Here is an 18883-nt window from a genome sequence, read left to right on the forward strand (position 1 = left end):
GCGGCACGACCCGAAACGCTGAGAGTCAAATAATTGGCATTGACTATCAAGCACACTGTTGAGTTCTCAAACAACCGACGCACACCGTCAGAGCCACGATCTTCGTGACCGTTTCCCTGTCCGGGGCAGTTCCTTAAACTTACCAGATTCTTTCGGCCGATCAAATTCGCTTCGGTTCTGACGAACCGGAAGGAATTGCAACCCGCTTGCCGAAAATGGCGTCCCACCCGATTCCGGGGAACACAAAGTCCCTCGATCCTGCGATGTGGGTTTCAGCCCCGGCGCGGCCACTCGGTTCGTTTCCTACCCGGTGTCCGTCTGCCCGTCGGGCTGACCTGGAGAACATTACACACGATCCCGCGTACACGCCAACTCGGCCGCAGTGGCCTGCGGCACACCATGTTTCCGCAGGTCAGAGCGCATTTGAACAGCTGATGAGCGAACACCGGACAACGCTTGTGACCGGGGCCACGCACCTGAGGCACCAGCCCCTGGTCCGCGCACCTCGATGTGCCGTCCGTTGCCGCTCCCCCACGCTCATTTTCCGCTCCCCGTGCCTGGACCGCACGTCGAGACCGCACACCACGGCCGCGTACTACGTTCGGGTCGTGACACCTGAGCACTCACCGGCGTCGTCCGCCGGGCACCAGACCGCACCCCGCACCGCGCCGGACGCGCTCTCCGGCGCCGTCCGCCGGGCGGGCGTCGACGACGCGGCCGAGACCGCGTGGCTCGCCGCCCTCACCTTTCCGCTGGCGTGCCCGCCGGGTACACCGCCGTCCGACATGGCCACGCACATCGCGCACCAGCTGACTCCGGGGCGCTTCCGTGCGTGGGCCGACAGCGACCGGCACGTGCTGCTCGTGCACGACGACGGCACGCGCCTGCTGGGCTACGCGCTCCTCGTGCTCGGTACGCCCGACGGCACGGCGGAGGCCGACGCCGTCCGCACCGCGACCGGGCGTGCGGCGCCGTACGTCGAGCTGTCCAAGATCTACGTGCACCCCGACGTCCTGGGCGGCGGGGTGGCCGGCGCGCTCATGCGGGGCGCCGTGGACGCGGCGGCCAAGCTCGGTCCGGGCCTGCCGTTCTGGCTCGGCACCAACGCGCGCAACGAGCGCGCTCAGGCCTTCTACCGCAAGAGCGGCTTCGAGGTGGTCGGACGGCGCACCAAGCGCGTGGGCGACCTGGACCACGACGACCTCGTGCTGCTGCACACCCGGGCGTAGCCGGCGGGCAGAAAGGTGTGGCCGACGCCCTCCGGCGTCGGCCACACCTCACCTACCTGGCTGCGTGCGCCGGGTCAGCAGCGCTCGGCGCGCAGCGAGCGGATCTCGACGTACGACCGCTCGGCGTTGCCGAACGAGTCGACCGGGAAGCCGGGCGCGGCCACCGAGGCGGCGTTGTCCTGCTCCCAGATGCCGTGCCGCCGGCCCGAGCCCACGAGCGCCGACAGGAACTCGGTGTACGGCAGGTCGCCGGCGCCGAACTCCACGATGTCGTACCCACCGGTGTTGGCCGGGTTCGCGTCGCCGTCCTTGAGGTGCAGGAGCGGGTAGCGGTGCGGGTTGCGCTTGACGTAGTCGACCGGCTCGAAGCCCGGGTAGCGGTGCTGGCCCACGAACGCCCAGTAGACGTCCATCTCGAGGAAGACCTTCCTCGGGTCGGTGTTGTCGTAGAAGACGTCGTAGAGCCGCACGTCAGGGTTGTCGGTGGCGAAGCCGAACTCCCCGTCGTGGTTGTGCTGATAGAACTTCAGGCCACGGGCGGACGCCGCCGCGCCGAAGCCGTTGAACTGCTCGGCGGCGGCGAGGTAGCCGGCGACCGTGCGGTTGCTGGTGGGCGCCTGCGCGGTGCCCACGTGCTCCATGCCGAGGGTCTCGGCGATGTCGAGCTCCAGCTCCATGTTGTTGGCGAAGTCCGAGATCCCCCGGTGGGAGCCCACGGCCTTCAGGCCGTTGTCGTCGAGCAGCTGCCGGATCTCCTGCGGGGTGATCGCCCCGACCTGGCCCTGCGTGTAGCCGGCGAACTCGACCTCGGCGTAGCCCATGTCGGCGAGCCGCTCGAACACGGTGCGGAAGCCGAGCGAGGAGACCTTGTCCCTGATCGAGTACAGCTGGATGCCGATGTGACCGGCGGGCACGAGCACGCGGCCCCCGCCCTTGCCCGCGGCCGCTGCCGCGGGAGCGGCCGGGGCGAGCGTCGCCGCGGCGGCGCTGCCCGCGAGACCGGCACCGGCGAGCGTTGCCGCACCCACGGCCACGGTGCCGCCGGCCAGCCTCAGAAAGTTCCTGCGGTTGACGTCAGTGCGTGATTCCATCACTGCTCTCCTTCGGTCCGAGCGGCCCCGGACGGGCCGGTCGAGTTCTGTGCGGTCGCCGGGGGCGTCCCGACGCCCTCGCCGACCATCGTCAGGGCGTCCACGGCGAGGGTCCCGCCGGTCGCCGTGACGTAGAGCGTCCCCGTCTGGTCGCGGTCGCGGAACGACAGGTCGACGTCCTTCCAGGTGCGCGCGTTCACCTTCACGGTCGCGAACGGCTTGGCCGTGGGCGAGCCCCAGCGGAGCTGGAGCTGTCCCTTGCCGCGCACCGTCGCGGTCGCGCTGTCGATCCCGGACAGGCTCACCCGTTCCAGGGCGAGCGAGTCCTTCTTGCCCAGGCCGGCCACGTACGCGCCGGCCGAGGCCGTCTCGTCCTGGACCACCTCGACGCCCGTGAGGGTCGCGTGCTCCGCCTGCTGCAGCTTGGGGTTCAGGCGCAGCGTCGCCTCGCCGGCGGCGGGCGGCAGGCCGTTGGCCCCGTTGTCCGTGTAGGTGATGACGACGGCGCCGTACAGGTGCGCGCCGGCGCCGTGCTCCGGGGAGTTGGGGTCGGTCGGGAAGACGCCGGTGCAGCCGGTGCCCGACACCTCGGGGTGCGCGTGCTCGTCGTGGCCGAGGCCGTACGACCAGGCGACCCGCTCGCAGACGGTCTCGGTGCCGTCCTCGGCGTCGTTCGTGGTCACCTGGAAGGCGACCTCGTCGCCCCAGTCGAAGAACCCGCCGTCGGCCGGGAGGTCGACGGTGATCCGGGGCGCCTCGTTGCCGACGCTGATCGACGTCGAGGTGAGCGTGCGCTTGCCGCTGCCGTCGGTGACCCGCAGGCGGGCGGTGTAGACGCCGAGCTCGGTGTAGGTGTGCGTGACCTCGGGGCCGGTCAGGTCGAAGGTGCCGTCACCGTCGACGTCCCACTCGTAGGTGAGCGCGTCGCCGTCCGGGTCGCTGGAGCCCGACGCGTCGAAGGCGACCTCGACCGGTGCGGAGGTGGACGACTCCGGCGTGGCCGTGAACTGCGCCTGCGGCGACTTGTTCCCCTCGGCGTGATCGATGCGGTAGAGCCCGGAGTCCGGGTTCTGCCGGAAGAACCCGTCGCCGTACTCCAGGACGTACAGCGAGCCGTCCGGGCCGAACTCCAGGTCGATCGGGTTGTCGTTGATCGGCATGCCCGCGGCGGTGAGCGCCGAGTTGGGGAAGAAGTCCTCGATCTCGCCGACCTCGAACGTGGACCAGTCCACGCTGAACGCGGCGTAGTAGTCCTGGGAGAACTCGCCGAAGAACGCCTTGCCGTCCCAGTACTCAGGGAACTTGCCGGGCGCCGTGCTGTCCGCGTCGTAGTGGTAGACGGGGCCGCCCATCGGCGCCTGGCCGCTGCCCGAGCCGAAGCTCACGAGCTCGTCCCGGGGCTGCTGGCCCGGCTGGTCGCCGTAGTACAGGGTGGCGGCGCGCGACGGGGGCAGGTTCGTGAGGCCGGTGTTCCAGCGGGAGTTGTTGACGGGTGCCGCGCAGTCGAAGAACTCGCGCGGCGTGGCCGTCTCGAAGTTCCACTCGTTGTAGGCCGCGTTGGGGCCGTGGCAGTACGGCCAGCCGGCGTTGTGCGGGTCGTCGAGCCCCACGGCGTTCCACTCCACGTAGCCCATGGGACCGCGGTCCGCGTTCGCCGCGCCGGCGTCGGGCCCGTAGTCGCCCCAGGTCAGGGAGTTGGTCTCCGGGTCGACCTCGATGCGGAACGGGTTGCGCACGCCCATCACGAAGATCTCCGGGCGGGTGTTCTCCGTGCCGGGGGCGAACAGGTTGCCCGCGGGGACGTCGTAGGTGCTGCCCTCGCCCGGCGGGGCGCCGGCCGGGATCTCGTCCTTCACGTCGATCCGCAGGATCTTGCCCCGCAGGTCGTTCGTGCTGCCCGCGCCGCGCCGCGAGTCGAAGCCCGGGTTCATGTTCGGGGCGTCGTTGTTCGGGGCGTAGCCGTTGGCGCCCGGCGTGCCGGCCGGGGTGTTGTCGCCGGTCGACAGGTAGAGGTTGCCCTCACCGTCGAAGTCGATGTCGGCGCCGACGTGGCAGCACTGGCCGCGCTGCACCTCGATGTCGAGGATCGCCTGCTCCGAGTCGAGGTCGAGCGCGTCGCCCGTCCACGTGTACCTGGCCAGGCGGTTCACGCCCACCCACTGGTCCCAGTAGCTCTCGTCCTCGCCCGCCGGCAGCGTGTTGGGCGCGTTGCCTGCGGGGGTGTCCGCGGCGCCGTCGCCGTCCGCGTCCCGCGGCGCGTACACGAGGTAGACCTGGTTGCTCTCCTCGAAGTCGGGCGCCAGGGCGATGCCCTGCAGGCCGTCCTCCGAGTTGGCGTACACGTCGAGGGTGTTGACGACGCGCGTGACGCCCGTGGCCGGGTCGGTCAGCCGGACGTCGCCGTTGCGGGCCGTGTGGAGCACCCGCTGGTCGGGCAGGACCGCCATGTCGATCGGCTCACCGACGTCCTTGGTGAGCAGGATCTTCTCGTAGTTGCCCCAGTCGGTGTCGGCCGCCGCGGCGGCCGCGTCGTCGTGCCCGTCGTGCCCGGGGTGGGCGGACGCCGCCGGCATGGCCACGAGCGTCGTGCCCATCAGGGCGGCCGCCGCGAGCGCCGCGAGCGTTCTCTTCTGGCGCGCGTGAACGCGCGTCTCGATAGTCTTCATCTCGTGATGCAGCTCCTCGTCGAGTTGGTCACGCCGGCCGGGTCTCGTGCGCATCCCATTCGTCCGGGACCCGGTCCTTGCTGCCTCCGGCGCCGTACGGCGACGCCGGGTCGTGCATGTCGTTCCTGGTCGTACCTCCCTGTCAGCGGTGCGTCAGCGGGTCGAGGGCGTCAGCGCGTCGAGAACGCGGCGTCGAAGGCCGCGTCGGGCGCGTCGTAGGCGCGCGAGCGCACGAACTGGAGCGCCTCGGGGGCGCCGACGAGACGGTCCATGCCAGCGTCCTCCCACTCCACGGAGATGGGGCCGTCGTAGCCGATGGTGTTGAGCATCCGGAACGCGTCCTCCCAGGGGACGTCGCCGTGCCCGGTGGAGACGAAGTCCCAGCCGCGGCGTGGGTCGGCCCACGGCAGGTGCGACGACAGGCGGCCGTTGCGGCCGTTCGTCATGCGCTTCTTCGTGTCCTTGCAGTCCACGTGGTAGATCCGGTCCTTGAAGTCCCAGAGGAAGCTGACCGGGTCCAGGTCCTGCCACACCATGTGGCTGGGGTCCCAGTTGAGGCCGAACGCCTCGCGGTGGCCGATCGCCTCGAGCGTGCGGACGGTGGTCCAGTAGTCGTAGGCGATCTCGCTGGGGTGCACCTCGTGGGCGAACTTGACCCCCACCTCGTCGAACACGTCGAGGATGGGGTTCCAGCGGTCGGCGAAGTCCTGGTAGCCGGCCTCGATCGCGGCGTCGGAGACCGGCGGGAACATCGCCACGTACTTCCAGATCGCGGAGCCGGTGAAGCCGATCACGGTCTTGACGCCGAGCTTCGCGGCGAGCCGCGCGGTGTTCTTCATCTCCTCGGCGGCGCGCTGCCGCACGCCCTCGGGGTCGCCGTCGCCCCAGACGCGGTCGGAGACGATGTCGCGGTGGCGCTGGTCGATCGGGTCGTCGCAGACGGCCTGGCCCTTGAGGTGGTTGGAGATCGCCCACACCTTGAGGCCGTGCCGCTCCAGCAGCTCGAGGCGTCCGGCGACGTACTCGTCGTCGTCCCAGCGCCACGGGTCCAGGTGGTCGCCCCAGCAGGCGAGCTCGAGCCCGTCGTACCCCCATTCGGACGCGAGGCGTGCCACCTCCTCGAGCGGTAGATCGGCCCACTGGCCGGTGAACAGGGTGATCGGTCGTGCCATGGTGCTTCCTCCTGTAGGTGACGATCCGGCGTCTCCGGTCGTGCTCATCGGGGTTCGGTCCGCGGCGTGCGCCTGCGCAGGACGACGGCCGTCACCGCTCCTGCGGCCACGAGCGCGCCCAGCACCCAGCCGGTCCAGACCGGCAGACCGCTCGACGCCGGTGAGACGTCGTCGGCCCGCGCCGCCGTGCCGGCGCCGTCCGCTCCGTCGGCCCCGGCGGTGGTCTCGGTGGCGGTCTCCGCCGGCGGAGAGCCGGCCTCGGACCCCTCGGGCTCTGCCTCCTCGGCAGCGGGCGGGGCCACCACGTCGACCTCGGTCTCGACCTTCGCCTTGGCCGGTTCCTTGACCCGCGCGGTCACCGTCCAGTGCCCCTCGTCGAGCACCGCGGGTTCCGAGCGGTACCAGCCGACGCCCTCGGACGCCGAGACCAGGGTGATCGGTCCCACCTCGTCCCCAGCGTCGGAGACCGCCCGTACCTCCACCACGGCCGACTCCTCAACGGGGTGCTGGTCGCCCACCCAGACCAGTGCGGCGGAGATGCCGCCGGCGCCGTCCGTGCCGAGCTCGATGTCGATCTTCCCGCCGTGCGCCGACGCCGGCGCCACGGCGAGCGGCCCGACGGCGAGCCCGAGCGCCAGCATCAGGGCCGCCCCGTAGCGCGTGAACCTCTGCATGTCCGTCCCTCTCGGTTCAGGGGCCGCCGGCCCCGGGAGGACCCTCGGCACGGGAAGGAGGAGCTCCCTCCCGTACCGGGGGTGGTGGCCGGTGGTCACCGGCCCTGCCGTCGAGCCCTCACACGGCCCCCCGGTCCGTCGCGCACCCGTCCTCGACGGTCACGATGACGTAGGCCTTCCCGGAGGGGCTGAGCTGCCAGTCCCCGGCCACGGTCAGCTCCGTTCGTGGGTTCGGCGTGGCGATCACGCGGTAGTCGCCGGCCGCGAGGTTCCTGAGGTCGCGCGGCTTGCCGTCCGCCGTGCCGTCGACCCAGTTGTGGACGACGTAGCTCTTCACCCCGGGGAGCTCGACCGGGTCGATCGACCCCCCGGCGTCGCACGTCGCAGCCTTCACCACGACGTCCGGCGTGTTCGGGTCGGGGCAGTCGGGCTCCTCGATCGTCACGAAGAGCACGGCGAGCCCGGCGGCGTTGACCCTCCAGTCCCCCTCGGCGACGAGGACGTACCCGTCGGCAGGCCGGGCCGCGACCCGGTACCTCCCGGGAGCGAGGTCGTCCAGGTCGGTGACGACGTCACCGACCGCGCCGTCGACCCATTCCCGCACCACGTAGGACCGCACGCCCTCGACCTCGGCGGTGACCAGCGCGCCGCCGGTGACGACCTCGTGCCCCGACCGGTCGTAGGAGCACGTCGGCTGGACGATCTCCACCGCCGGCGTCGCCTCGTCGGCCGCCGGCTCGGCGATCGTGAACCCGAGGGTCTCGCCGGCGACCGTCTCGCCGTCCGCCGACGCCCGCACCTGGACGGTGTGGGCGCCCGACGTCGAGATCACCACCGGTGCCGTGTACTCGGTCCAGCCGCCGTCGTCGACGTTGACCTCCCGGTACACCGCGGCGCCGTCCGGACCGCCCGTGGTCTCCACCGTGACCGTCACCGGCCCGAGCCACTGCCCGTCCGGACCGTCCGGCTCGGACGGCGACAGCGTGCCCGTCACCGCGAGCGGCTCCGCCGCGCCGACCACCCGGAAGTGGTCGAACGACGCCGTGGCGGCCGACTGCTGGGACGCGCCCAGGGCGTACAGCCCCACGCGGGCGTCCTGCAGCCCGTCATGGGTCACCGGGTCGGCCAGCGCCGTCCAGTCCTCACCGTCCGCGCTGTACTCGCCGGTGAAGGTCGATCCTTCCTTCGACAGGCGCAGGTGCCACACGGCCGACGTCAGCCCGGTCGCGTTCGGCTGCGGATCCTGCACCACCGCGTCGACCTCGCTGCGCAGCTCGATGCGCTGTGCGACGGCGGCGCCTGGCGCGTTGTCGGTCACGAGGTCGAGCTTGACGTAGTTGTCGTCGTCCCCGTACACGATGAGACCGCCCTGCTGGTACTGCTGGTCGAAGTCCGACCCGTCCACCAGGGTCTCGACGGTCCAGTCGTCCTCCGGCAGGTCCTGCACGACGATGTTCGGCGTGCCGGTGTTGCTGCCTGTGTAGATGTCCGTGGCCGTCGTGTCGATCTCCAGCGCGCCACCGGTCACCCGGTGGCCCGTCGGGTCCTCGCGCACGATGTCCCACCGGCAGCCGTCGAGCCCGTCACCGTCAAACTCGTCGTCCGGGGCGGGGGCCTCGGCCGTGTCGTCCGGGGTGAGGTGGAACCAGTCGAACTGCGCGTCCACCACCGGTGCCGCCGAACCGCTGCCCGCGAGCGCGAAGAGCCCGATCTGCGGGTTGTCGATGCCGGCGAGCGACTTGGTCTGCGGCATGGCCGTGAAGTCCACCCCGTCGTCCGAGTACGCCGCCGTCAGGTCCTCGCCGTCGGTGCTGGACAGCCGCACGTACACGGTGTCCGGGTACGCCTGTCCGAGGGCGGCGGTGTTGGAGTCACCGACCTCGTTCGGCACGCCCGCCTCCTCACGGATGTACTGGAAGATGCGCGTGGCCGCGTCGGCGGGTGCCGAACGCCCCTCGATCACCATCTTGGCGTAGTTGTCCGCGTCGCCGTAGATCAGCAGTCCGGCCTGCTGGTACTGCGCGTAGGCCGGGACGGTGACCTTCGCCGTCGCGGTGAACGGGCCGTCCGGCAGGTCCTGGAGGACGAGGTTCGGCACGGTGGAGTTGCCCGTCCCGTAGAAGTCCGTGACGGCCGCCGGGATGGTGAGCGTCCCGTCGGCGACCCGCAGGTCCTGGTTGCGGTCCAGCACGGTCCAGCGGTCGGGGTCGACGTCGTCCCCGAGGAAGTCGTCCGACCGGCCCGCCAGACAGAGGTCCGGCTCCGGGGCGACCCCGGTGACCTCCACCATGACGTACTCGACGGCGTAGGCGCCGCCCTCGTCGGTGACGCGCACCTGGAGCCGGTAGGTGCCCGGCTCCTCGTAGGTGTGCTCGAACGCCGCCGTCCCGTCGACGAACCCGTCGCCGAGACCGGCGTCCCAGGCGTAGGTCAGGTCTCCGGTCCCGTCGGGGTCCGTGGCCGTGGCGGACGCGGTCACGGTGAGCGGGGCGTCGCCCGCGACCGGGTCGACCGTCAGCTCGACCTCCGGCCGCTGGTTGTCGGTGACACCGCGACCCTCGATCTCCATCCAGTTGGCGTTGATGCCTCCCGACAGCAGGACGAAGTGCAGCGAGCCCGAGCCCGAGGGCACGTCGTGCAGTTCGGTCCCGACGTCGACGTACTGCTGCCAGCCGCCGGTGCCGGGTACCGTGATCCGGCCGATCTCCGGACCGTCCGGGGCGTCCCAGCGCAGCGACACCTCGCCACCGCCGCCCTCCGAGGCCGCGCGCAGCGAGATCGAGTCGACCTGGGCCAGGCTCACCGGCTCGTGCGCCCAGTAGTCACCGGGCTCGATGAAGCCGATGTTCTGGCCGCCGCCGGCGGAGTCACCCGTCTGCTCGATCTGGACGCCGGGGTCGCCCGCGCCGTCACCGATACCGTCCACGCGGCCCGTGCCGGTGAAGAACTCCGACTGGACCAGCTTGGGCTGCAGCACCTGCAGGTCGGTCGCCGTCAGGGGTGCGCCGGCGGCGCCGCCGTCGTCCGTGTAGAAGCCCTCGATCACCCAGAAGATGTTCGACTCGATGCCGTGCCCCTCGTCCCGGGCCGTCTGGATGACCCCCGAGCAGCCGGTCAGCTCCTCGAACGGGTGCGCGTGGGAGTCGTGGCCGAGCGAGGTGAACAGGGTGACGTCGTCACAGCTCACCTCGCCGTCGGGATCGTCGACCGCGATCTCGTAGCGCACCTGGTCGCCCCACTCGAAGAACCCGCCGTTCTCCGGGAACGTGATCGACACCTCGGGAGCGATGTTGCCCACCACGATCGTCACGTTCGCCACGCCCGTCTGCCCGGCCGCGTCGGTCGCGACCAGCTGGGCGGTGTAGCGGCCGTTCTCGGTGTAGGTGTGGGTCGGGTTGGCCTCGGTGCTCGGCGCCGAGCCGTCGCCGAAGGTCCACTGCAGGGTGAGCGGCTCCCCGGCGGGGTGCCGGGTGCCCTCCGAGGAGAACTGCACGGTCAGCGGTGCCAGGCCGTTCGTCACGTCGGCGGACGCCCGGGCGATGGGTGCCGGGTCGCCCTCCACGTAGTCGACCCGGTACACACCCGACGTGTCGTTGTTGCCACCGAAACCGGAGCCCCAGTCCACGACGTACAGCGCACCGTCGGGGCCGAAGTCGAAGTCCATCGGCCGGTCGAACCCGGCGCTCGGGTCGAAGATCCCCGGCAGGACCCGGTTGATGTCCACGAGGTCGTCCCGCTGCTCCCCCGCGAGCTGGAAGGAGTACATCCGTCCCTGGTTCCACTCGCCGAACAGCGCCTTGCCGTCCCAGTAGGCCGGCCACTTGGTGTCGGACTCCAGCTCGGGGTCGTAGCTGTAGACCGGGCCGCCCATCGGCGCGCCGCCGCCCCCGATCTCCGGGAAGAGCGGGTTGGTCCCGTAGCCGTACCAGACCTCGGCCTCCACCGCGGGCGGAAGCTGGGTGATGCCGGTGTTGTTCGGGGAGTCGTTCACGGCGCCGCCGGCGCAGTCGTACGCCGCGCCCGACTGGCCCGTGGCGAAGTCGTAGGCGCGGTAGGCGTTGTTGGCGCCCGTGCAGTACGGCCAGCCGTAGAACCCCGGCTCGCTCACGACGTTCCACTCGACGGTCCCCGCCGGGCCGCGGTCCGCGTTCGCCGCCCCGGCGTCGGGGCCGTAGTCGGCCACGAGCACGTTGTCGGTCGCCGGGTCGACGCCGATCCGGAACGGGTTGCGGAAGCCCATCGCATAGATCTCGGGCAGCGTGTCCTGCGTGCCCGGCGCGAACAGGTTGCCGTCCGGGATCGTGTACGACCCGTCGTCCTGCGGCGTGATCCGCAGGACCTTGCCGCGCAGGTCGTTGCTGTTGGCCGACGTGCGCTGGGAGTCGAAGTTCGCCCGCCCCGCCCGCTCGTCCAGCGGTGCGTACCCCTGCGACTCGAACGGGTTCGTGTTGTCGCCGGTGGCCACGTACAGGTTGCCGTCGCCGTCGAAGGCCATGTCGCCGCCCGCGTGGCAGCACGTCTGGCGCTGCGTCGGGATGATCAGCACGGTCTCCTCGGACGCCTGGTCGATCGTTCCGGAACCGGCGTCGTAGTCGAACCGGGAGACGCGGTTGTGCGGTCCGTCGTCCCCGACGTCCTCCGGCGACCAGAACAGGTAGACCCACCCGTTGGCCGCGAAGTCCGGGTCGAGCACCACCCCGGTCAGGCCGTCCTCGTTGGACTGCGTGACCGGCAGCGTCATCGCGGTGCTGGTGGTGTTCGACTCCGGGTCGATCACCTGGACGCGGCCGTCCCGCTCGACGTAGAAGACGGTGCCGTCGGGCGCCACGTCCAGCATCATCGGGTTGGCGGTGTCCTCGTCGAGGGGCACCATCTCGTAGCTGCCGCTCTGCGTCGCGGCGCAGTCGGAGTCCACGACCCCGGCCGCGGTCTGCAGACCGCCCAGCAGGTGCTCGACGAACTCCGGCTCGGTGTACGAGGCGTCGGTGTGGCCGCCGCCGGTGTACCAGGACCGGCCCCCGTCGTAGACCTGGCACCAGGCGATCGGGTGCTCGGCCCCCATCGCGCCCGTCCCGGCGTCGTACGTCGTCTCGTCCAGGGAGGCGAGGACATGCACCTCGTCCCGCGGGTTCGTGCGGTAGTTGTACCACTCGTCGTGCCGCTCCCACCGCTGCGGCAGGTGCGCGGTCGAGGCATGGTCGTGGTCCTCGACCTTGACGGTGGCGTCCTGGTTGGCCGGGTGGGAGTTGAAGTAGGCCCCCACCAGCTCGCCGTACCACGGCCAGTCGTACTCCGTGTCGGACGCCGCGTGGATGCCGGCGTAGCCGCCACCGCCCTGGATGTAGCGCTCGAACGCGGCCTGCTGCTCCTCGTCCAGGACGTCGCCCGTGGTGGACAGGAAGACGACCACCTCGTACTCGGCCAGCCCCTCGTCGGAGAAGACGCTCGCGTCCTCGGTGGCGGTGACCGTGAAGTCGTTCGCCGCGCCGAGCTGGGTGATCGCCTCGATCCCCGCGGGGATGGAGCCGTGCCGGAAGCCGGCCGTCCTGGAGAACACCAGAGCGTCGAAGGGTTCTGCCGCGGCCGCTCCGGCCGCCGTCATCACGGCGGCCGACGTCCCGGCGGCGGCCTCGGCCGGCCCGCCCGGGGATGCGACCGAGGGCGCGGCGGCGGCCACCAGGGCGGGGACGCCGAGCGCGGTCACGGCTGCCGCCGCGACCACCGACCGCAGTACGCGGCGGGTTCGTAGCACTTTTCTCACCTGGAGCTCCTCATTGAGTCGGGTCAGTACCAGTGCCTTGCGGTAGTGCTCTCCCCCGGCCCGCGGCGGACCGGCCCGAGCGCAACGCTCAAGCCGGTCCCCCTGCTGGTCCGAGTCCGGTCAGGCGAGGGACACCCACCCTCCTCCACCGGCGGCGCTGCGCTCGACGGCGTCCAGCACCCGCTGGACGCGCAGGCCGTCGGCGAAGGACGGCGTCGGCTGCCGCCCGGCGGCCAGGTCACCCATCAGGTCCACGACCTGGTGCGTGAAGGCGTGCTCGTAGCCGAGCCCGTGCCCCGGCGGCCACCACGCGGCCACGTAGGGGTGCTCGGGCTCGGTGACGACGATCCGGCGGAAGCCCGCGATCGCCGACTCGTCCGTCGCGTCGTAGTAGTGCAGCAGGTTCATGTCCTCGAAGTCGAAGGCCAGCGAACCCTTGGACCCGTTGACCTCCAGCCGGATCGCGTTCTTGCGGCCCCAGGCGAAGCGCGTCGCCTCGAAGGTCGCCAGCCCGCCCCCCGACAGCCGCCCGAGGAACACCGCGGCGTCGTCCACCGTGACCTGCCCGGTGCGGCCGGCGTCGGCCACCCCCGACAGGCCCGACGACGACACGGCCTCCGGACGCTCGTGGACGAACGTCTCGAGCAGGCCGCTCACCCCGGTGAGCGACTCGCCCGTGACGAACTGCGCCATGTCGACCACGTGGGCGCCGATGTCGCCCAGGGCGCCCGAGCCCGCCTTCTGCTTGTCGAGGCGCCAGGACATCGGCGCCTGCGGGTCGGCCAGCCAGTCCTGCAGGTACTGCGCGCGCACGTGTCGCACCTGGCCGATCCGGCCCTCCTGCACGAGCTGCCGGGCCAGCGCCACGGCGGGCACGCGACGGTAGGTGAACCCCACCATCGCGCGCACGCCGCGCTCCGCCGCGGCCTCGGCGGCGGCGGTCATCGCCTCCGCCTCGGCCACGGTGTTCGCCAGCGGCTTCTCGCACAGGACGTGCTTGCCCGCCTCCAGGGCGGCGACCGCGATCTCCACGTGCGTGTCACCCGGTGTGCAGACGTCGACCAGCCCGACGTCGTCCCGGGTCAGCAGGTCCTGCCACCCGACGACCGCGTCGTCCCAGCCCAGCCGGTCGGCCGCCGCACGGACCGCGGCCCCGTCCCGCCCCGCGACCGCGCGCATGCGCGGCACGATGGGCAGGTCGAAGAACCGCGGCGCCGTGCGCCAGGCCTGTGAGTGCGCCGCACCCATGAACGCGTAGCCGACCATGCCGACGCCGAGCTCGCTCGTTGCCGTACTCATACCGCGCCTCCCCCCACTGTGGTCTCACCGCCGTGTTGCACGCCCGAGCGGGCGTCGTCCCGATGTGTCACAGCGTCAGGAGTCGAAGCCGATGGGCAGGTACTCCTCGACGTTGTCCGCCGTGACGACGGGCGCGTAGAGCTGCACGGTGCGCGGCACGCCGATCGAGGCGAGGTCGCTGACGGTCTTGTTCTGGGCGATCAGGCGGGCGAACTTGACGCCGTCCGCGGCCTGGGTGGACGGGTAGATGACGGTCGCCTTGACGACGCTCTCCGGGTCCTGGATCTCCTCCATCATGTTGTTGGAGCCCGCACCCCCGACCAGGAAGAACTCGTCGCGGCCCGCGTTCTCGATGGCGGCCAGGACGCCGATGCCCTGGTCGTCGTCGTGGTTCCAGATGGCGTCGATCTTGGGCTCGGCGGACAGCAGGTTCGCCGTCTGCTCCTCACCGGACTCGACGGTGAACTCGGCCGCGACACGGGCGTCGACGTCGAGCCCGCAGTCGTCGAGGGCGTCCTTGAAGCCCTTGCTGCGGTCCTGCGTCAGCGGCAGCGAGTCGATGCCGGCGATCTCGGCGACCACGGCGTCCGGGTTGTCCCCGAGCTGCTCGCAGATGTAGGTGCCGGCGCTGACGCCCATGCCGTAGTTGTCGCCGAGCACGGTGGCGCGGGCGGCGAACGGGCTGCTGAACTCGCGGTCCACGTTGATGACGGGGATGCCGGCCTCCATGGCCTCCAGGGCCACGTCGGTCAGGGCGGCGCCGTCGAACGGGAGGAGGACGATCGCGTCGACGCCCTGGTCGATGAAGCCCTCGATCTGGCTGATCTGCACGTTGACGTCGTTGGTGCCCTCGGCGACCTGGAGGTCGACGTCCTCGTACTTCTCCGCCTCGGCCTTGGCGGCGCTGGTGATGGCACCCATCCAGCCGTGGTCGGCGGCGGGGGCGGAGAACCCGATGACGACCTCGTCGCCGGGCTCGTCGTTCTCGGTCACCGTGACGGGTCCGGTGGCGGTCTCCTCGCTCTCGCGAGGCTCGTTGCTGGTGCAGCCGGCGACGACGAGCGCCGCGCAGGCCGCGGCGACGACGACGCCGGAGACCCGGCGTGTGCGAACGATGGACGAGGTCATGGTGATCTCCCTTGATCCTGGGTGGGAATGCTGAGTTGGCTGGTGAGGTGCTAGGTGGTCGAGACGCGCTCGCGCGAGGCGAACCACTGCTGCAGCAGCACGGCGCCGACGATGATCGCGCCCTTGGCGATCGCCTGGACCGAGCTGTCGAGGTTGTTGAGGACGAAGACGTTGGTGAGCGTCGAGAAGATGAGCACGCCCAGGATGGTGCCGGTGATGGTGCCGCGGCCGCCGGCCAGCAGCGTGCCGCCGACGACGACCGCCGCGATGACGTCCAGCTCCAGCAGCGTTCCGTGGGTCGAGGAGCCGGCGGTGGTGCGGGCCAGCAGGATCACGGCACCGATGCCCGCGGTCAGGCCCGCGAGCCCGTAGAGGTACAGCGTGTGCCGCTTGATCTTGATGCCCGCCAGCCGGGACGCCTCCGGGTTGCCGCCCACGGCGACGGTCCGGCGCCCGAACGTGGTGCGGTTCAGCAGGAACCAGCCCGCTGCCGCGACCACGACGAAGATCCACACGATCGTCGGCACGCCGAGCGGCCGCGCCTGGAAGACGTCGAAGAACGGCTCGACGTCGACGATCTGGGTCTGCCGGCCCGCGATGATCTCCGCGAGCCCGCGCGCCGCAGCCAGCATCGCCAGCGTCGCCATGAACGCGGGCATCTTGCCGTAGGCGACCAGCAGGCCGTTGATCAGTCCGGCCACCAGGCCGACGGCCAGCGCGGTCACCGGGATGACCCACCAGCCGTAGTCCTCGGCGGCGTACTGCGTCGCCAGGGTCGAGGCCCAGACGGACGCCAGTCCGACCACGGCGCCCACCGACAGGTCGATGCCGCCGGAGGTGATGACGAACGTCATACCGATGCTCACCACGCCGGTCACGGCCGTGAGGCTCAGGACGGTGATGAGGTTGCCGGTGCTCCAGAACCGCTCGCCGGCGGTCGCCACACCCACGACGATCAGCAGGACCAGGGCGAGCACGAGGCCACCCATCCGCAGGGCCGGGCCCATGAGGGCCGATCGTTCGCTCACGCCACACTTCCTTCCATGACCAGGTCGAGCACGGCGTGCTCGTCGATTTCGCGGGCCGGGCCCTCGTGGACCGCCTTGCCGTCGGAGATGACCAGCACACGGTCCGCGAGGCCGAGCACCTCGGGGATCTCGCTGGACACGACGATCACGGCGGCGCCGTCGTCGGCCAGGCGCCGGATCAGGTTGTAGATCTCGGAGCGGGCGCCGACGTCGACGCCCCGGGTGGGCTCGTCGAGCAGGAGCACCCGGCAGCCGTGCACGAGCCAGCGCGCGAGCAGCGCCTTCTGCTGGTTGCCGCCGGACAGCGTGCGGGCCTGTCGGTCCACGCCGGCCGGCCGCAGGTCGAGCGCCTCGACCTGCTCGCGCGCCGCGGCGCGCTCGGCGCCCTCGTCCAGGAGCCCGCCGCGCGCGAGGCGCGAGAAGGAGGACAGGGTGATGTTGCGGTACACGGGTTCGTCCAGGAGCAGACCCTGGCTCTTGCGCTCCTCGGGGCACAGGCCGATGCCCGCGGCGACGGCGGCGTCCACCACACCGGCGCGCAGACGCTTGCCGCCCACGCGCACGGTGCCCGACGTCGCGCGCCGGGCGCCGTAGATCGTCTCCAGGATCTCGGAGCGGCCCGAGCCCACCAGGCCCGCCAGGCCGACGATCTCGCCGGCGCGGACCGTGAGGGAGACGTCCTCGAAGATGCTGCCGAGCCCGAGGCCCTCGACCTCCAGCACCGGGTCCGCGTCCTCGGCGACGCCGGGGCGGTCGGGGAACGCGTACTCGACCGACCGGCCGGTCATGAGCTGGATCAGCTCCTTGGTCGGGGTGTCCGCCACGGACAAGCTCTCCGCGACCGTCCGGCCGTCCTTGAGCACGGTGATCCGGTCGCCGAGCTGCCGGATCTCCTCCAGCCGGTGCGAGATGTAGACGACGGCGACGCCGTCGGCGGTGAGCTCGCGCACGATGCGGTGGAGGTTGCCGACCTCCTCGGAGTCCAGCACGGCGGACGGCTCGTCCATGATGACGACGCGCGCCTCGCGCGACAGCGCCCGGGCGAGCTGCACGATCTGCTTGCCCGCGGCGGGCAGCGAGCCCACCTCGCGGTGCGGGGAGATCTCCTTGTGGCCGAGCCGGTCGAGGATCTTCCGGGTGGTGCGGGCCGCCTCGGACCGGCGCGAGACGCCGCCCGTCGCGAGCTCGTGCCCCAGGTAGATGTTCTCGGCGACGGTCAGGCCGTCCACGACGTCGAGCTCCTGGTAGATCGTCGCGATGCCGAGCCGCAGGGCGGCGACGGGGTCCGCGATGACGACCGGCTCCTCGTCGATCAGGATCTCGCCCGCCGTGGGCTGGTGGGCACCGGCCAGCGTCTTGATCAGGGTGGACTTGCCCGCCCCGTTCTGGCCCAGCAGGCAGTGCACCTCGCCGGGACGGACCTCGAGGTCCACACCGTCGAGCGCACGCGCGCCAGGGAATTCCTTCACGATGCCGCGCATCCGCAGCAGGGGCTGCTGCGCCGGCTGCTCTGTCGGTTGGGGGTCCGCGTCGACCATGTATCGAACGTAGTTGGACTTCTGCCGACGGTCAAGCAAAAGTCGCGACTTCGCCCACCATGATTGACTAGGGGCATGGTGGAAGTGGCACGGGAAGTATTCCAGCAGGTACCCAAGGTGTCCGGAGCGGGCGACATGTTCCAGCTCCTGCGCGACGGGCGACCCCGCACGCGGGCGGATCTTGCAGCCGTCACGGGGCAGGCGCGGTCGACCGTCGCGGCGCGCATCGACCTGCTGATGACGGCGGGTCTCATCGCGCCCGCGGGCGAGGCGACGTCGACCGGCGGACGCCCGCCCGCGACCTTCGCGTTCGCCCCGTCCGCCCGCGTCGTGCTGGGGGTGGACCTCGGCGCGACGCACGCGCGGCTCGCCCTGACCGACCTCGCCTCGACGGTGCTGGCGCAGCGCGACCTGCCGCTGCTCATCACGGACGGGCCGGACCTCGTGCTCGACCGCGTGGCCGAGACCGGGGCCGAGCTGCTCCGCGAGGCGGGGCGCTCGGCGAGCGAGCTCGCCGGCGTCGGCGTGGGCCTGCCCGGGCCCGTGGAGCACGCGACCGGCAAGCCGAACAACCCCCCGATCATGCCGGGGTGGGACAACGCGGACGTGCCGGCGATCCTCGGCGCCCGGTTCCACGCGCCCGTGCTCGTGGACAACGACGTGAACATCATGGCGCTGGGCGAGCACCGCGCGGCGTGGCCCGGCGTGGCCGACCTGCTGTTCGTCAAGGTCGCCACCGGCATCGGCGCGGGGATCATCGCCGACGGCGCGCTGCGGCGCGGGGCGCAGGGCTCGGCGGGCGACATCGGGCACGTCGCCGTGCCGGGCGTGACCGACGTCGTGTGCCGCTGCGGCAACGTGGGCTGCCTGGAGGCCATCGCCAGCGGGCAGGCCGTGGCGAGCCGCCTGGACGGCGCGACCACGCCCGCCGACGTCGTCGCCCTGGTCCGGGCGGGCGACGTGGCCGCTAGCCAGGCCGTGCGCCAGGCGGGCCGGGACATCGGCGCGGTTCTCGCCACCAGCGTGAGCCTGCTCAACCCGTCGATGATCGTGATCGGCGGCATCCTGGCGGACGCCGGGGAGCACATCGTGGCCGGCATCCGCGAGGTGGTCTACCAGCGGTCCCTGCCCCTGGCGACCCAGCACCTGCGCATCGTCACGGCCCGCACCGGCACGCAGGCGGGCGTGCTCGGCGCGAGCGCCATGGCGGTGGACCAGGCACTCTCCTCGGAGGCCGTGGACCGCCTGGTGGCGTGAGCCGCCGCGCACACGTCGGACGCTCAGGTCACGGGCGTGA

At 71.6% G+C, this 18883-nt stretch carries 11 protein-coding genes; 2 read left to right on the plus strand and 9 right to left on the minus strand.

The window, feature by feature from the left end; translation table 11 throughout:
- The first annotated feature begins 608 nt into the window (after positions 1 to 608).
- Complete coding sequence (locus ACZ7LE_RS25540; protein ID WP_470406033.1) at positions 609 to 1229, plus strand: GNAT family N-acetyltransferase; 621 nt, start codon at positions 609 to 611, stop codon at positions 1227 to 1229.
- A gap of 74 nt (positions 1230 to 1303) precedes the next feature.
- On the opposite strand, the gene ACZ7LE_RS25545 is transcribed toward ACZ7LE_RS25540, so the two are convergent.
- The 9 genes from ACZ7LE_RS25545 to ACZ7LE_RS25585 all read right to left on the minus strand — a co-directional run bounded on the left by ACZ7LE_RS25545 (position 1304) and on the right by ACZ7LE_RS25585 (position 17586).
- On the minus strand, positions 1304 to 2320 hold the full coding sequence (locus tag ACZ7LE_RS25545) for a sugar phosphate isomerase/epimerase family protein (RefSeq protein ID WP_470406034.1): 1017 nt from the start codon (positions 2318 to 2320) through the stop codon (positions 1304 to 1306).
- Positions 2320 to 4986, minus strand: a complete 2667-nt coding sequence (locus ACZ7LE_RS25550) for a PQQ-dependent sugar dehydrogenase (protein ID WP_470406035.1) — start codon at positions 4984 to 4986, stop codon at positions 2320 to 2322. The genes ACZ7LE_RS25545 and ACZ7LE_RS25550 overlap by 1 nt, the downstream gene beginning before the upstream one ends.
- Before the next feature lie 170 nt (positions 4987 to 5156).
- A complete protein-coding gene (locus ACZ7LE_RS25555) occupies positions 5157 to 6158 on the minus strand; it encodes a sugar phosphate isomerase/epimerase family protein (protein WP_377229393.1) in 1002 nt (333 codons plus the stop codon).
- A gap of 44 nt (positions 6159 to 6202) precedes the next feature.
- Positions 6203 to 6832 (minus strand): Ig-like domain-containing protein, encoded by a 630-nt coding sequence (locus tag ACZ7LE_RS25560; protein WP_470406036.1) that lies wholly within the window; start codon positions 6830 to 6832, stop codon positions 6203 to 6205.
- Between the two features lie 118 nt (positions 6833 to 6950).
- Positions 6951 to 12584 (minus strand): ThuA domain-containing protein, encoded by a 5634-nt coding sequence (locus tag ACZ7LE_RS25565; protein ID WP_470406037.1) that lies wholly within the window; start codon positions 12582 to 12584, stop codon positions 6951 to 6953.
- Positions 12585 to 12713: 129 nt separating this feature from the next.
- Entirely contained in the window at positions 12714 to 13892 is a 1179-nt protein-coding gene (locus ACZ7LE_RS25570) for a Gfo/Idh/MocA family protein (RefSeq protein WP_470406038.1), read from the minus strand.
- A gap of 75 nt (positions 13893 to 13967) precedes the next feature.
- Positions 13968 to 15020 (minus strand): substrate-binding domain-containing protein, encoded by a 1053-nt coding sequence (locus ACZ7LE_RS25575; protein ID WP_470406039.1) that lies wholly within the window; start codon positions 15018 to 15020, stop codon positions 13968 to 13970.
- 50 nt (positions 15021 to 15070) lie between these two features.
- Positions 15071 to 16027 (minus strand): ABC transporter permease, encoded by a 957-nt coding sequence (locus ACZ7LE_RS25580; protein WP_470406219.1) that lies wholly within the window; start codon positions 16025 to 16027, stop codon positions 15071 to 15073.
- 17 nt (positions 16028 to 16044) lie between these two features.
- Positions 16045 to 17586, minus strand: coding sequence for a sugar ABC transporter ATP-binding protein (locus ACZ7LE_RS25585; RefSeq protein ID WP_470406040.1), 1542 nt, complete (start codon positions 17584 to 17586; stop codon positions 16045 to 16047).
- Between the two features lie 75 nt (positions 17587 to 17661).
- On the opposite strand from ACZ7LE_RS25585, the gene ACZ7LE_RS25590 reads away from it, so the two are divergent.
- Positions 17662 to 18843 (plus strand): ROK family protein, encoded by a 1182-nt coding sequence (locus ACZ7LE_RS25590; RefSeq protein ID WP_470406041.1) that lies wholly within the window; start codon positions 17662 to 17664, stop codon positions 18841 to 18843.
- The last annotated feature ends 40 nt before the right edge of the window (positions 18844 to 18883 follow it).

The organism is Promicromonospora sp. NPDC110617 (assembly GCF_055598465.1).

What these genes read in the sequence shown, in the direction of transcription:
- ACZ7LE_RS25590 (WP_470406041.1), top strand. Translation starts at nt 17,662, where the DNA reads ATGGTGGAAGTGGCACGGGAAGTATTCCAGCAGGTACCCAAGGTGTCC.
- ACZ7LE_RS25555 (WP_377229393.1), bottom strand. Translation starts at nt 6,158, where the DNA reads ATGGCACGACCGATCACCCTGTTCACCGGCCAGTGGGCCGATCTACCG.
- ACZ7LE_RS25575 (WP_470406039.1), bottom strand. Translation starts at nt 15,020, where the DNA reads ATGACCTCGTCCATCGTTCGCACACGCCGGGTCTCCGGCGTCGTCGTC.
- ACZ7LE_RS25580 (WP_470406219.1), bottom strand. Translation starts at nt 16,027, where the DNA reads ATGGGCCCGGCCCTGCGGATGGGTGGCCTCGTGCTCGCCCTGGTCCTG.
- ACZ7LE_RS25550 (WP_470406035.1), bottom strand. Translation starts at nt 4,986, where the DNA reads ATGAAGACTATCGAGACGCGCGTTCACGCGCGCCAGAAGAGAACGCTC.
- ACZ7LE_RS25560 (WP_470406036.1), bottom strand. Translation starts at nt 6,832, where the DNA reads ATGCAGAGGTTCACGCGCTACGGGGCGGCCCTGATGCTGGCGCTCGGG.
- ACZ7LE_RS25570 (WP_470406038.1), bottom strand. Translation starts at nt 13,892, where the DNA reads ATGAGTACGGCAACGAGCGAGCTCGGCGTCGGCATGGTCGGCTACGCG.
- ACZ7LE_RS25545 (WP_470406034.1), bottom strand. Translation starts at nt 2,320, where the DNA reads ATGGAATCACGCACTGACGTCAACCGCAGGAACTTTCTGAGGCTGGCC.
- ACZ7LE_RS25585 (WP_470406040.1), bottom strand. Translation starts at nt 17,586, where the DNA reads ATGGTCGACGCGGACCCCCAACCGACAGAGCAGCCGGCGCAGCAGCCC.